Here is a 14,103-nt window from a genome sequence, read left to right as displayed (position 1 = left end):
TCACCATAGCGTCACTTGATGAAAGTCTAGTTGTATATGCAAAAATGCCTCCGATTTCGGAGGCATTTTATTAGATAATTTTATGCAAGTTAATCATTGCTGCACTGTAAGTATAGTTCATGCTTTAGATGTGTGTGCCTTACCTTGAATTAACGTAATGGCACTTAGTGCGAACTCAGATTTAGACACAAGCACGGCTCCTAATCGAGGGGGCGTTCTGCGTTACGGAGTCACGAAATGCCCCCTGTTTTTTAGGTATTGACTGCTCAAGTGTTGCGTTTCATCTGTAGGTTGGGGTTATAGTTGGGCACTACATTATTTTTATCAAATATGAAGGAAGGCCATCATGGAACTCTCACCAAACGATTTAACCCCTACAGAAACGTATAAGTTATTAATCGGAGGGATTACACCCAGACCAATTGCATGGGTTTCTTCTGTGTCGTTGGAAGGGAAAGTAAATCTTGCTCCATTTTCTTTTTTCACAGTAGCGTCGGCAAATCCACCAATGCTTTGCTTTAACCCTATGTTTAATGAAGATAAACTTCCAAAAGACACATTGCGAAATATTCGAGAACAAAAAGAATTTGTGATCCACAGTGTTAGCTATGATGATTTAGAGGCAATGAATAAAACTTGCCACAATGTGGGTGCTGATGTGGATGAATTTGAATACGCAGAGATTGAAAAAGTAGGCAGCTCTCATGTCACTCCTCCTCGTATTAAAAATGCAGTCGTTGCTTATGAATGTAAACTCAATCGTATTATTGACTTGGGAGAAGGTGCATTGTCGGGGCATTTAGTGGTTGGAGAAGTATGCGCGATTCATGTCGCTGATGATGCGATTTCAAATTATCGAATCGACTCAGATAAGCTTGATAGTATTGGTCGAATGGCGGGCAGTGATTACAGCTTAACAAGAGAAAGAACACAGCTTTCTAGAAATTAAAGGTATTGTAAGGACTAGGCATGAAAACTCACCTTTAGCTGCTCTCTGGGCATAGAACAGGTTTTAGGTATGTGTAGTTTTGCTTGAATTTAACGTAACGGCACTTAGGGCGCATCGAGATTCAGATAAAAAAACACCTCCAGAACGAAGGTGTTTTTGCAAGGATAACATATGAAAGCTCATATTGAGATGCCTTATGAGTATAGAACAGGCTTTAGATATGTGTAGTTTTGTTTGAATTTGACGTAACGGCACTTGGTGCCCACCTAAAGCCAATATTTTGCTAGTGCGATCTTATTCATCGAACTAGCTCCTCACAACTAGCTTTGCCATACTTCTAGTTATTCATGGTTTGCTAATTTAGCGAAAGCGCTGGAAAATAAATGTCCAATTCTGAGTTACGATGTATGGATTCGCTTTGTATCGATTATTGGCACGCAGCACACCTACGGTTTAATGCTAAGCTTAAAAACTTAGATTTTTTCTAACTCCCCTCTCATCTAACTTTTCGTTGTTATCCATCTTAATTCCAGTGCGAAAATGAGCAAAAACTTAGATAATTTAGATAAAAGTTAGATTATCGGCTTAGAGGCGTTACCAGAACTGAGTTTTCTAAGTTTCCAATCTAACTTTTAGTTACATGTGCTTTTTTTTGCTTTAAACACACTTTACTTCGACAGTTATAAGTCTAGCTAAACTACACCTTTTTACCAATATGTATATAAAATTCATAGCGATAGAATGTACGGCAATGACTAAAATGTGATTGCCTTGCTTTGCATCGACTCGCTGACACCGCTTCATCGTCTTTCCCTTCAGCTACACTTATTTAGCTCTAAATGCGCAGCCGAACCACCTAAACATAGCGCCCTTTCGATAAACATCTCGTGATAACTCCAGTTCTCGACGCGTATAAGAGAACGCAAACCAGCAGGTTAGATTGTTGTTTTCAGCGGCTGTATTGGATTGACCTTAGGGTATATGACAAACGTATTAATCTTGTTTAACGACACCAAATATCCATATAGAAAATCTGCAACTTTGAGAGTTCTAGTCACAGATATCATTAAAAAAGTAAAAACTTGACCTAAAACAATAGCGGAAATAGACAACTTATTTTATAATGCGAATTAATGTTTCAGAACACTATAAAATTTAATTTCTAGGGGCAAAATCAATGAGACTTATTCCTTTAAGCAACAAAGCAAAAGTAGGTAAATGGGCTGCTCGTCACATCGCAGATTCTATCAAAAAATTCGCTCCAACAGCTGAGCGTCCATTTGTTCTAGGTCTTCCTACTGGTAGCACACCTTTAACTACTTATGCTGAGCTGATTGAACTTTACAAATCGGGCGAAGTAAGCTTCAAGCACGTTGTAACATTCAACATGGATGAGTACGTTGGTATCGACCCTAACCACCCAGAGTCTTACCGCACATTCATGCACGAGAACTTCTTCAACCACGTTGATATTCAAGCAGAAAACATCAACCTGCTAGACGGCAAAGCTGAAGACATCGATGCTCACTGTGCAGCATACGAAGAGAAAATCCGTTCTTACGGTAAAATCAACCTGTTCATGGGCGGCGTAGGCATCGACGGTCACATCGCATTCAATGAGCCAGGTTCTTCTCTATCTTCACGCACTCGTATCAAAACGCTAACTGAAGACACTCGTATCGCGAACTCTCGTTTCTTCGATGGCGACATCAACCAAGTTCCGAAATACGCGCTAACTATCGGTGTTGCTACTCTTCTAGATTCTGAAGAAGTAATGATCCTTTCTCTAGGACACAACAAAGCACAAGCACTTCAAATGGCTATAGAAGGTTCTGTAAACCACATGTGGACTGTTACTGCTCTACAGATGCACCGTAAAGCTATCATCGTTGCTGATGAGCCAGCTCAACAAGAACTTAAAGTTAAGACTCTACGCTACTTCCAAGAGCTAGAAGCTGAAAACATCCAAGACCTATGATCTCAGGTTTTGCTGAAACAAAAAGCCACTTTATGTGGCTTTTTTGTGCCTGAAATTCACGGTCTCAATACAAAATGAACAAATGTTTCAAGCTAGAGGGAGAGGCAGTAATCGGCAGAAGGGTAATGAAGCGTTTGCTCCTCGATAAGAAGATATTGGGACTGAAAGCAATACAAAAAAGCGACTCCTCTAACTAAGAGAAACCGCAATAACTGTAAATTCTAGGATGGGTAAAACAGATTAAAACGAGATAGTTAGGGGAAAGTATTTAAGTAAAAGCGCTTCACGTAAACTTTAAGCTCAACAGCGGCCGCTTTCACAAAAACTGAGAACTAAGAGCTCAGATCTAAGAACTGAGTGCGTTATCTCGGCACAAGGTGTGGATGATGTCTGTGATAGCCAAAACGATCGTCGACTTCACTTTCTGATGGTGTCGACCCAAGAACATTTGAAGCATTGGACCCGACATGGTTTCCACCATCTCCGCATCATATTCAATAGGCATAATACGCTGAACCGCGTGCACCTTATTAAGCTCAAATATCACATCTACTTCAGTGAAGTTGGTGTCTTCACCCTGGATTTTCGCCCACTCTTTTAAGGTAACGAAAACCTCTAAATCGTCATAGAGCTCTTTACTGATCACACCAAGCCCCAATAGAAGCTTACCGCGAACCATAATCTCGCCTAAAGGTCCGCCACTGTTGAGAAGTGGCTCGACAACGAACTTAATCGCCGTGTCATCTTTCTTGAAAATGTTTTTTAAAACCGCATCCACCGTGTCGTCCAATGCATCGTAAGCCGCCATTAGACAGGCGCTAGCGCTCTCAGCTTCAGATAGTGCTTCGAGTAATTCAGTTTCGTGGCTAGTTTGTATTGGCATAACGGCTCGACAATAAGAAAGTGCCACAGGTGTGGCACTTTGATGGTTTATCATTTCAATGCTAGATAAGCTTGTCCCGCTAGTTTAACAACTTCTGAGTCACTATTCAGCTCAGAATAATGCGCTAATGTCTCAGCAAACCCTTTTTCTGCGAACATTGCTTGAAGTTCCACCGCTTGAGGGTCATCTTCATTCTTGTAATGGAACGCAGCTGCGATTGCTTTTACTAAGTGAACATTCGGTAGGCTGTACTCTAATGTACCATTCAGAGGCTTAACTAGGCGGTCTTGCGGGCTCAGTTTACGAATTGGCTGGCGACCAACACGATCCACTTCATCACGTAGGTACGGGTTCGCAAAACGACCAAGAATCTTTTGGATGTATGCAGCGTGCGCTTCTGGATCAAAGCCGTAACGCTTAATCAAAACCGCGCCACTCTCTTCCATCGTTGCGGTTACTTCAGCGCGGATTACGTCATCTTCGATAGAGTCTTTGATTGTCTCGTGACCCGCAAGCACACCAAGGTATGCCGTTACCAAGTGACCTGTATTTAGCGTGAATAGTTTACGCTCAACGAAAGCCATTAGGTTATCAGTGCATTCCATACCTGGGATATTTGGAATCTCACCCTTAAATTGTGTTTGGTCTACGATCCACTCGCTGAACGTTTCAACCGTTACAGCTAGAGGATCTGTTTCGCCCGCTTCTGCCGGTGGAACAATACGGTCAACCGCTGAATCAACAAAACCAATATGATCTTCAGTGAACGCTTTCATTTCATCAGAAAGGTGCTCTAAAACTGCTGCTTTTAATTGACTAGTACCGCGAACCATATTCTCTGCCGCGATGACGTTCATTGGCGCAGTGTTGTTTGCTGCAGCACGCTTTTCAATGCCTTGAGCTATCGACTTAGAGATGATTTTAAGAACAGTAGGACCAACCGCTGTCGTCACAATATCAGACTCAGCTATGCAATTTACCACGGCGCTTGTTGCTGAGTTTACCGCTGTCACGTTCTTAACAACTTCAACAACACACTCTTCGCCAACAATCTTCACTGGGTACTCTTGGCGTTCAATTAACGCATTTACAACCGTTTCATTTACGTCAGCAAACGTAACCTTCATACCAGCATCAGAAAGAAGCTTACCAATGAAACCACGACCGATATTACCTGCACCAAAATGTAACGCTTTCATAATTTTGACCTTATAAATATTTAAATCTAGATAGCTAACTACTCAACAACATGCCTTGACGATATGCCCTAGGCATTAAGCAGTAAGCTATTCAGACTGAATCTTCTTAAAGAGATTAAGACCGAAAATGAGGCCAGTAGGGGGATACCGACCTCCTTCACTCAGGAGCTTGACTAGAGCTTTTTAGTTTCCGTTGAGGATACGTAGAACATCAGCAGGGTTTGTTGTATTCTGTAAGCATTCCACAGCTTCTTCATCATCAAGTGAATTGGTGATAGCCATCAGCACCATGTTGTGCTCATCGCCTTGTGCGGCAATACCGATAACCATCTTAGCGATCGCATCTTCATCTTCGCCCCACTGAATACCTTCAGGGTACTGACAGAAAACGATACCGGTTTTTTGTACGTATTGTTTTGCTTCGATTGTGCCATGTGGTACCGCGATAGACTCACCTAAGTAGGTAGACACAAGCTCTTCACGAGCAAACATGCCTGCTATGTATTCTGGAGATACGTTGCCCAGTTTGACTAGTTGCTCACCAGCGAACTTGATTGCGTCTTCTTTTTGAGTCGCTTTAAGGCCAAGGAAGATACTGTCGTCAGTCAGTGCAAGCTTATTGCCTTCTTGTTCTGGAGCCGCTGCAGGAGCCGGATCTTCTACTTTTTCTTCACCACTTTGTGCGTCGGTAAGCTCTGCAACTAGTTGGTCGTATACGCCGCCGTCTAGGAAGTTACTTAGAGACATGTGCATTGCACCTGGTACGGTGTTACGAGCACGGTCTGTTAAGTCTTTATGCGTGATAACAATTTGCGAATCAGCCGGTAGGTTGTTGATTGCGTAGTTGGTTACCTCGATGTCTAGGCTTGCTGCTGCTACCTTTTTGCGAAGTAGACCAGCACCCATTGCACTCGAACCCATACCTGCATCACAAGCTACATAGACAGCTTTAACATCCGCTAGGTTTACGCCAGCTTCTGATGCTGCGCCTTTAGAAGACGCTTTCATGTCTTTCATTTGAGCAGAGGCTTTTTCTAGTGAATCTTCGTCATTACCCTGAGCTGAAGTCTTAAGTAGGATTGAAGCTACGATAAAAGACACAGTCGTTGCAGCGATAACAGAAAGAACCACACCGATGTAAGAGCCTTTAGGCGTCATCAATAAAATAGCGAAGATAGAACCCGGTGATGCTGGAGAGATAAGGCCAGAATCGAACACTACGTTAGTGAATACGCCCGCCATACCACCTGCGATTACAGCAAGGATTAGACGTGGGTTCATTAGAACGTAAGGGAAGTAAATTTCGTGGATACCACCTAGGAAATGGATGATAGAAGCACCAGCAGCAGACTGCTTCGCGCTACCTTTACCAAACACCATGTAAGCAAGTAGAAGGCCAAGACCCGGACCTGGGTTAGCTTCGATTAGGAAGAAGATTGAGCGACCAATCTCTTCAGATTGCTGGATACCTAGTGGAGAGAAGATGCCGTGGTTGATTGCGTTGTTTAGGAATAGGATTTTCGCAGGTTCAACAAAGATAGAAGCAAGAGGTAATGCACCCGCTTCAACCATCACGTTAACGCCAGCCGCCAAGCCAGAAGATAGAACTTTAACTGCAGGACCAATCACGATGAACGCAATGATCGCACAGATCATGCCGATGATACCCGCAGAGAAGTTGTTCACTAGCATTTCGAAGCCACTCTTCACTTTACCGTGAACAGCCTCATCGAATTTCTTAATTGCGATCCCACCCAGTGGACCTACAATCATTGCACCCATGAACATTGGGATATCAGTACCAACGATAACACCCATTGTTGTGATAGCGCCGACTACCGCACCGCGGTCACCACCAACCATTTTACCACCGGTGTAACCAATCAATAGTGGTAGTAGGTATGTAATCATAGGACCAACCATTGATGCTAACGTTTCGTTAGGCCACCAACCAGTTGGGATGAATAGTGCAGTAATGAAACCCCACGCAATGAATGCGCCGATGTTTGGCATTACCATATTAGATAAGAAACGACCAAAGTTTTGAACCTTGATCTTCGCTTCTGGTGATAACATAGGTAGAACCCCGTAGTGTATTGGTTGGTCAAATGACCGAAAGTGTGTGCTCAAAAGTTGATTGAAATGTATCACAACATTTCCAAAATGCATCTCAGCCCAACTTTTGTGACAAAAATCACACACAAAAAACACTTCAGGGTTAACAAAAGCACTTTAGATCACAAAATCACCATGAACTTAAATTACAAAGCCAAATTAGTGAGAATAACTCTCACTTAATGATGATCAAGATCACACTTAAACTCATGAGCATGAAAAATAAATAGCGACAATGATCACACTTTATAAAAATCCCATCTATAAACTATAAACCAAGAATAAAAGAACGCCATACAAAGCGCGAAATATACGCACCACCTTGAGTATAAATTGGCACAATGTAATTTAATTACAAACTCAATGAGATATAGTTCACACTCAAAATTATCCAATCACACCTTCTCGATTACACCATTGGCTTATGCATCATGAGCACCTTCACCACACTCTTGCAGCAAAAGCTGAACACAACGCACTGCTGTCAGCGGCAACAGATGTGTTATTGTATTTACCTATTCATATTCACCACCGCCTCAACCTGAATCAGCAGATCGCTCTGCTCTGAGAAAAGACTATGTCAGACAAAATTTCCACCTCAGCCCTCGCGAAACAAAGAGGCATAGAAGCCAAAGCTCTATTTAGCGATCTAAAGACCGCTGGCTATATTGTGCGTTCACAAGAGCGTTGGGTGCTGACAGAACGAGGAGAAAGCTTTGGTGGAGAGTATGTAGAACACAAAAAGTTTGGTGCCTTTATAGTATGGCCAGAAAAACTCCTTATCGACTTAGACTCATTCTCAGGAAAAACGCTAACCGCGACTCAGCTGGGTAGTGCCTTTGAGCTCAGTGCAAAGAAAATCAATTTATTGCTCAATGAGCTTGGCTGGATAAAGAAAGAAGATGATGGCTGGCACGTCACCTCAACAGGCTTAAAAGCCGGAGGTGAACAGAGAGAAGATAAAGCGACTCAGAACTTATTCGTGGTATGGCACGATTCGTTAGTCCGCAATAAGCGATTAAAGCAATCTGTGGTCGAGTTTTTAGGACATGACGCTGAAAGCCACTCTACTGATGTATCGTTTTCTAGCTTTCGCCAAAAGTTTGAAGCGAAACACCGAACCTTAGATGGGCACTATGTTCGTTCAAAAGGAGAGCTAATCATCGATAACTGGCTTTATATGGCGGGAGTCGTTCATGCGTACGAGCGTCCACTGCCAATATCCAAACAAGTGATCAGTGATTTTTATCTGCCAAGTGGTAAGGTGTACATCCAGTTTTGGGGAACCGATTCTGTACCCATCGCTGAAGACAAACGCATTGAAACGAGAGAAACATACCGCGAGCATGGCTTTAGCTTAATCGAACTGACTCCGGAAGATATCCCGAACCTAGACAGCGTACTTCCAGCATTATTGCGTCAATATGGCATAAAGGCGTACTAAGCCACTGATCTTGGCTTTCTACAGTATATCAAGATCACACTTAATCACTCATTATGGGCATTAAATACCATAGTGATTTGATGTGTTCGCTATTTTTCCCAAGCCAATCTTCTATTATCTTACACCCATAGACTTAAGCTACCGCAGATACTCGATTTATTGGGGCATGTTCGATAACCATTTAAGCGTTCAGTCTTTTAGAGACTTACTGGTCCTCTATAGATATACAGCCTAAATGCGTTATCCGTTTATTGTTGACGTTACCGAACATAAAACCCTACAACATTTATATTGATAGATATTAGGATTCAACATGACTCATCCAATCATTTCAGATCTAAACACTCGCTACACAGCTAAAAAATACGATGCAGAAAAACGCATCTCTGCAGAAGACATGGAAGTAATCAAAGAAGCACTTCGTTTGTCTGCTTCTTCAATTAACTCTCAGCCTTGGAAATTCATCATCATTGAGAGCGACGCATCTAAACAGCGCTTCCACAACACTTTCGAGAACATGTTCCAGTTTAACCAACCACATGCGAAAGAAGCATCACACACGATCTTATTTGCTCATGATCCTAAGTACACTAAAGAGAAATTCGCTAAGCGTGCTGATACAGAAGTAAGCTCTGGTCACCTACCAGCTGAAATGTACGAGCAATTCTTAGGTGCTTACGCATTCGCAGACATGAACACAGACGAAACAGGTTTCAACGGTAACTGGACTAAGTCTCAAGTTTACATCGCACTAGGTAACACACTGCACACACTAGCTCGCCTAGGCATCGCTTCAACTCCTATGGAAGGCGTAGACGCTGCTATGATCGGCGAAGAATTTGCTGACGAACTAGAAGGTCACGTTGTTGATGTAGCACTGGCTATCGGCTACCACAAAGACGGCGAAGACTACAACCACGGTAAACCTAAAGCGCGTCTAGCTCTTGATGAAATCGTGACCACGCTTTAAAAACTAACAAATAAATTGCACAGCTTATTTGGCCAGACTTTCGTCTGGCCTATCAACATTACTAAAACTTTTGCTCTATTCATGTGAGCAAGAAGACCGAACCTGAAGTCATAGCTTCGATTCACTACTCCATAACGAAATTACCTCTCCATCAGCATTACTATATGCATCAGCATTATCTCGAAACTTTAAATAATCACCCAAGCCAACTTGCGCATTTGAAACTACCAATGACCTCAATATAGCAGATCAGGACGTATACTTTGGATGTGGTACCATCAATTTAGCATCAAAGCCACATAATATAAGGAGAACAAAATCATACAAACCATTATCTTGTCTTAATAATGACTTTAATTGTCCCTATATTGATATTAGTTAGAATTCAAATAATTTAATATTTAATCTAACAAATAACTATCCTCATCAATAAAGGTATAATATGTCAAGAAAAGAAATAATTAATAAAATTTTTAAAGATGCTGGAATCGAAATCAATGGAAGCAATGAATGGGATATAAAAATAAATAATGATAAGATATATGATGACCTTTTAAAAAAAGGGAAGATTGCTTTTGGTGAAGGTTATATTAATAATCTTTGGGATTGTAATAGAATTGATATTCTAGTTAGTAAAATATTGAAACATGATATTGAAAGCCATCTATCAAAAAAAGACATACTAAAAATATCAGCAAATATCGGTATGAAAAATATACTTAACATGCAATCTATAAATCGTGCTAAAAGAGATGTTCCTTTTCATTATGATATTGGTAATGATCTTTATGAAAACATGCTAGACAAGCGTTTAACTTACACTTGTGCATACTGGGATAAGGGCGGGATCGAACTTTAGTTATTGAAAATAAATAACTTTATTTTCAATTGGAACTTTTCCTGATAGTCACGATCAGATCATGAAATAAAAAATATGAGAAACTCGCATGATTATCATTGAACAGCTAAAAAAAGTGAAAGATACCCGTTCGCACATCAACCAAGTCTACCCTGTTATAGAAGTCGCTTTTGTTGTCATAACAGCCATGCTTTGTGGTCAAAACAAGTGGACGGATATCAAGGATTTTGGTGAAGGAAATATCGACTGGTTACGTGAGTATTTCCCCTACGAAAATGGCCTTCCTACTCGTCATAATATTGCAGCAATTATGAGGACTATTGTTCCTGAAACACTCTTAGAAGCTATGGTGGGCTGGGTTAATTTGCATAGAGAGAGGCATGCTCAACCTATCATCAGTGTTGACGGGAAGGTACTAAAAGGTGCTAAAGCAAACAAACAAGATAACCCCCTTTATATGGTCTCGGCATTCGATGTTGATGAAGGTTTGACCCTCACACATCAACCCTGTAAAGGCAAAGGGACGGAGCTAACAGCGATAAGAAACCTGTTAGATACTTTAGATATAAAAGGATGTCTATTAACGGCTGATGCCCTGCATTGTCAGGTTGAAACTCTGAATAAAGTGGTTGATAAAGGTGGCGATTTCTTAGTGCAAGTCAAACTGAATCAGCCCAGTTTGCTTGCAGAAGTGGATGCACAATTCCAAGACTATTGGTCTTTGCCTGAAGATAAACAAGAGTCATACATCACCGAAGATAAAGGGCATGGCAGAAAAGAGGTTCGTGAGGTTTACGTTCTCCCAGCAGCCTTCAGTGAAGCACTCAGAGAAAAGTGGTCTGTCGTTAAAAGTGTTGTTGCAGTGGTGAGAGATAGAAGTGTCAAAGGGAAAGGAAGTTATGAAACATCGTATTATATTTGCACAGATCACTTGTCGTTAGAGTTAGCCTTACAAGCGACCAGAAAACACTGGCACATCGAGAACCAGCAGCACTGGGCGTTGGACGTTATTTTCAAAGAAGATGAACAATGTATTTATGCTGGAGATTCAGCACTAAATATGGCTTGTTGCAGACGTTTTGTTCAGAACTTGTTTAGAAAATCCGAAGGGAACTTGTCAGTACCCAGGAAGATGAATAAAGCGGTATGGGACAAAGATTACAGAGCTTCGGTTTTGTTTACATCAAATTAACAAAGTACATTCGTGCCCTTATACTGGGATGGAGCTGAAAACCTAGACCAAGCTCAAGAAAAAAAATGGATCTAATATGTCGAAAATTAGACTTAAAACCAGGTGAAAGATTACTTGATATTGGCTGTGGATGGGCAAGTTTTATAAACTATGCTGCAGAAAATTATGGTGTAATCTGCGATGGATTAACATTATCCCAAGAGCAAATGAAATTAGGAAAAAAAATTGCTAATGAAAAAGGATTAGACGTAAATATAATTTTGCAAGATTATCGTGAATATAAAGTGGATGATAAATACGACAAAGTTGTTTCAATTGGTATGATAGAGCACGTCGGGCCTGAAAACTATGATGAGTTTTTTAAATGTGTATGTGAACTAATCAAAGATGATGGTTTATTTTTATTACATACCATAAGTAGTCCAATATCAGTAAATAAAACAGATCCATGGATTAATAAATATATATTCCCCAATGGAGTTATCCCATCCATATCGCAATTAAGCCTTGCTTTAGAAGGAAAGATGAATATTGAAGATATCCATAATTTTGGTCCGGATTATGATAAAACACTATTATCTTGGTGTGAAAACTTTGAGAAAAGTTGGCATAAAATATCAGATAAATATAGCGATAATTTTTATAGAATGTGGCGATATTATTTACTTAGCTGCGCGGGTGCATTTAGGAATCGTGATTTGAATTTGATACAAATATCTCTAACTAAAAATGGCAGAGACTTACCTACAAAAGCTCGTTCTAGTTGAGAAAAATATACCTTACTTATATCTAATCTTTTATATTAACCAAAACCTCCTTATTCAGAGTCGGTTAAATTTTGCTCTTACAACATACCACATACCACATACCACATTGAATATCTCTTTGCATTTTTAAATCCAAAGAGAAAATAAATGAGTAGGTAAAATTTAAAGGTTATTTTAGGGTTCTAGATTTAAAATAATTAAAAACCTCCGGATTATAATATAGTACACCTTATAAGTAATCCGGCAGGTTAATTATAAAAATTCAACTATTAAATTTTTATATATAGTTATCATACCTAGTTATCACCTATAAAAGTTGAAAAATTAATCCTTAGTTAAGATAAATGGTGAAATATGTCAGGAGTTAATGTTTCCATCTGCAGAAGCAGTATTGAGCCTTTTCATAAAGTGAATGACCTATCAAGCTTAGCACTTATTACTGAAGGGGGAGGTCAAAGAGGGGTTTTTACAGCAGGCGTACTAGACGTTTTTATGGAGAATAATTTCAATCCGTTTTCTCTTTTAATTGGAGCATCTGCAGGATCTTTAAATTTAGCGTCTTATATTTGCAACCAACGACAGCATGCATATCGTATCATTACTGAAGTTACCACAAAAAAACATTTTTTTAACTATTACAACCTATTTTCAAATAAAGGAGCAATGAATCTAGATTGGTTGATCGAGGAGACAAAAACCAATTTAAAACTTGATTGGGATACAGGTAAAAAGAATATGAAATATAAGAAAGTTCTTGCCTGCGCTTCTTGCCTTTACGAGGATAAGGCTGAATTCTTCGATCTAAGTCTAGGCTCTTGGGAGGATAGTTTAAAAGCTTCTTGCTCAATACCACTACTAAATCGTCATCCAGTTTATTTTAATCAAAAGTATTGGGTCGATGGTGGTTTAAGCGCACCGATCCCGGTTGAAGAAGCTTATAATCGAGGTTTTAAGAATCTTGTTGTGATTCGCACTAACCCCAAAGGAACTTACTCATCCCACCAATGGCTTAAAATTGCTAAAAAGTGTCTTTCAAAAACAAAAATAGCTACATTAATCGACATGTTACTAATTCATGAAAGAAATGAAAAATTTATCAATGATCCACCAGGTGATGCTGTTATATATGAAATTCACCCAAGTAAGAAATTAAATGCTAGTTTAGTAGGCAGTGATTTATTATCATTGCATTCTGACTATGAACATGGACGAAAATTAGGGAAGTACTTTTTACAGTATTATAACCACTTAAAATAATCAAATTTTCCATTTCGTTCCTGGTAACCTTCTAATTTTGATAGAGTGTTAAAGTCTACATAAATTACAGATGCTTATAGATTAACGGATATCAGCTTATTCGCTACAAGATTTAATCTAAAATTGAGAGCCTGCTACGACCTAGATGCGATGCATTTTATGGGAGACTCTAGTGCCCTATTTTTAAAAATCACTTACCTTCTACCTTGAGCTCTTAAAAGCTAACCACGAGTTCTGTTGAGTCGGAAAAATGATGTTTTTGTTAACACGATTTTCGATCGTGTGAAAATTATATGGACAGTTACATAGGTTTTGCAAAGTATTAGATAATTTTAATTCTATCAGACTCCATGTTGTCCTAGCGGACTTTCCTGAAAAGATACTTTCATGTTTACCAGCTATTTAGAGAACATTTCTCTGATGTTTATTTCAAACGCTGATTGGCCAATATTGCTACGCAGCTTCTTGACTAAGCTTGGGAAGTTAAAAA

The 14,103-nt window shown here is 39.9% G+C and carries 11 protein-coding genes and 1 pseudogene; 9 read left to right on the top strand and 3 right to left on the bottom strand.

What is annotated here, in order from left to right; translation table 11 throughout:
* The first annotated feature begins 346 nt into the window (after positions 1-346).
* Positions 347-949, top strand: coding sequence for a flavin reductase family protein (locus tag ACMAZD_RS19415; RefSeq protein ID WP_435249975.1), 603 nt, complete (start codon positions 347-349; stop codon positions 947-949).
* A 1,177-nt stretch (positions 950-2,126) separates the two neighbouring features.
* Positions 2,127-2,927 (top strand): glucosamine-6-phosphate deaminase, encoded by an 801-nt coding sequence (gene nagB, locus ACMAZD_RS19410; protein WP_435250236.1) that lies wholly within the window; start codon positions 2,127-2,129, stop codon positions 2,925-2,927.
* Positions 2,928-3,273: 346 nt separating this feature from the next.
* Here nagB and ACMAZD_RS19405 read toward each other — a convergent pair whose 3' ends face one another.
* From ACMAZD_RS19405 to ACMAZD_RS19395, 3 genes are all read right to left on the bottom strand, one after another.
* On the bottom strand, positions 3,274-3,810 hold the full coding sequence (locus ACMAZD_RS19405; protein ID WP_435250235.1) for an MltR family transcriptional regulator: 537 nt from the start codon (positions 3,808-3,810) through the stop codon (positions 3,274-3,276).
* Positions 3,811-3,860: 50 nt separating this feature from the next.
* Complete coding sequence (locus tag ACMAZD_RS19400; RefSeq protein WP_435250234.1) at positions 3,861-5,009, bottom strand: mannitol-1-phosphate 5-dehydrogenase; 1,149 nt, start codon at positions 5,007-5,009, stop codon at positions 3,861-3,863.
* Positions 5,010-5,192: 183 nt separating this feature from the next.
* Complete coding sequence (locus ACMAZD_RS19395; protein ID WP_435250233.1) at positions 5,193-7,085, bottom strand: PTS mannitol transporter subunit IICBA; 1,893 nt, start codon at positions 7,083-7,085, stop codon at positions 5,193-5,195.
* Positions 7,086-7,548: 463 nt separating this feature from the next.
* Here ACMAZD_RS19395 and ACMAZD_RS19390 point away from each other — a divergent pair, with 463 nt between their 5' ends.
* The 7 genes and pseudogenes from ACMAZD_RS19390 to ACMAZD_RS19360 all read left to right on the top strand — a co-directional run bounded on the left by ACMAZD_RS19390 (position 7,549) and on the right by ACMAZD_RS19360 (position 13,613).
* On the top strand, positions 7,549-7,692 hold the full coding sequence (locus ACMAZD_RS19390; RefSeq protein WP_435250232.1) for a hypothetical protein: 144 nt from the start codon (positions 7,549-7,551) through the stop codon (positions 7,690-7,692).
* 9 nt (positions 7,693-7,701) lie between these two features.
* Positions 7,702-8,568, top strand: coding sequence for a glycerol kinase (locus ACMAZD_RS19385; protein ID WP_435250231.1), 867 nt, complete (start codon positions 7,702-7,704; stop codon positions 8,566-8,568).
* 313 nt (positions 8,569-8,881) lie between these two features.
* Positions 8,882-9,538 (top strand): nitroreductase family protein, encoded by a 657-nt coding sequence (locus ACMAZD_RS19380; protein WP_435250230.1) that lies wholly within the window; start codon positions 8,882-8,884, stop codon positions 9,536-9,538.
* Positions 9,539-9,980: 442 nt separating this feature from the next.
* On the top strand, positions 9,981-10,397 hold the full coding sequence (locus tag ACMAZD_RS19375) for a class I SAM-dependent methyltransferase (protein WP_435250229.1): 417 nt from the start codon (positions 9,981-9,983) through the stop codon (positions 10,395-10,397).
* A gap of 88 nt (positions 10,398-10,485) precedes the next feature.
* Positions 10,486-11,589: an ISAs1 family transposase gene (locus tag ACMAZD_RS19370; RefSeq protein ID WP_435247125.1), complete on the top strand. Its 1,104-nt coding sequence runs from the start codon at positions 10,486-10,488 to the stop codon at positions 11,587-11,589.
* A 6-nt stretch (positions 11,590-11,595) separates the two neighbouring features.
* Positions 11,596-12,356, top strand: a pseudogene (locus ACMAZD_RS19365) (class I SAM-dependent methyltransferase); the annotation flags it as partial.
* Positions 12,357-12,710: 354 nt separating this feature from the next.
* Entirely contained in the window at positions 12,711-13,613 is a 903-nt protein-coding gene (locus tag ACMAZD_RS19360; RefSeq protein WP_435250228.1) for a patatin-like phospholipase family protein, read from the top strand.
* Positions 13,614-14,103: the final 490 nt, after the last annotated feature.

Source organism: Vibrio sp. nBUS_14 (assembly GCF_051201655.1).
In the GTDB taxonomy this organism is placed as follows: Bacteria; Pseudomonadota; Gammaproteobacteria; order Enterobacterales; family Vibrionaceae; genus Vibrio.
This window is presented reverse-complemented; position numbering and strand designations above follow the sequence as displayed.

Coding starts and splice junctions, on each gene's coding strand:
- ACMAZD_RS19415 (WP_435249975.1), top strand. CDS start 347: ATGGAACTCTCACCAAACGATTTAACCCCTACAGAAACGTATAAGTTA.
- nagB (WP_435250236.1), top strand. CDS start 2,127: ATGAGACTTATTCCTTTAAGCAACAAAGCAAAAGTAGGTAAATGGGCT.
- ACMAZD_RS19405 (WP_435250235.1), bottom strand. CDS start 3,810: ATGCCAATACAAACTAGCCACGAAACTGAATTACTCGAAGCACTATCT.
- ACMAZD_RS19400 (WP_435250234.1), bottom strand. CDS start 5,009: ATGAAAGCGTTACATTTTGGTGCAGGTAATATCGGTCGTGGTTTCATT.
- ACMAZD_RS19395 (WP_435250233.1), bottom strand. CDS start 7,085: ATGTTATCACCAGAAGCGAAGATCAAGGTTCAAAACTTTGGTCGTTTC.
- ACMAZD_RS19390 (WP_435250232.1), top strand. CDS start 7,549: ATGCATCATGAGCACCTTCACCACACTCTTGCAGCAAAAGCTGAACAC.
- ACMAZD_RS19385 (WP_435250231.1), top strand. CDS start 7,702: ATGTCAGACAAAATTTCCACCTCAGCCCTCGCGAAACAAAGAGGCATA.
- ACMAZD_RS19380 (WP_435250230.1), top strand. CDS start 8,882: ATGACTCATCCAATCATTTCAGATCTAAACACTCGCTACACAGCTAAA.
- ACMAZD_RS19375 (WP_435250229.1), top strand. CDS start 9,981: ATGTCAAGAAAAGAAATAATTAATAAAATTTTTAAAGATGCTGGAATC.
- ACMAZD_RS19370 (WP_435247125.1), top strand. CDS start 10,486: ATGATTATCATTGAACAGCTAAAAAAAGTGAAAGATACCCGTTCGCAC.
- ACMAZD_RS19360 (WP_435250228.1), top strand. CDS start 12,711: ATGTCAGGAGTTAATGTTTCCATCTGCAGAAGCAGTATTGAGCCTTTT.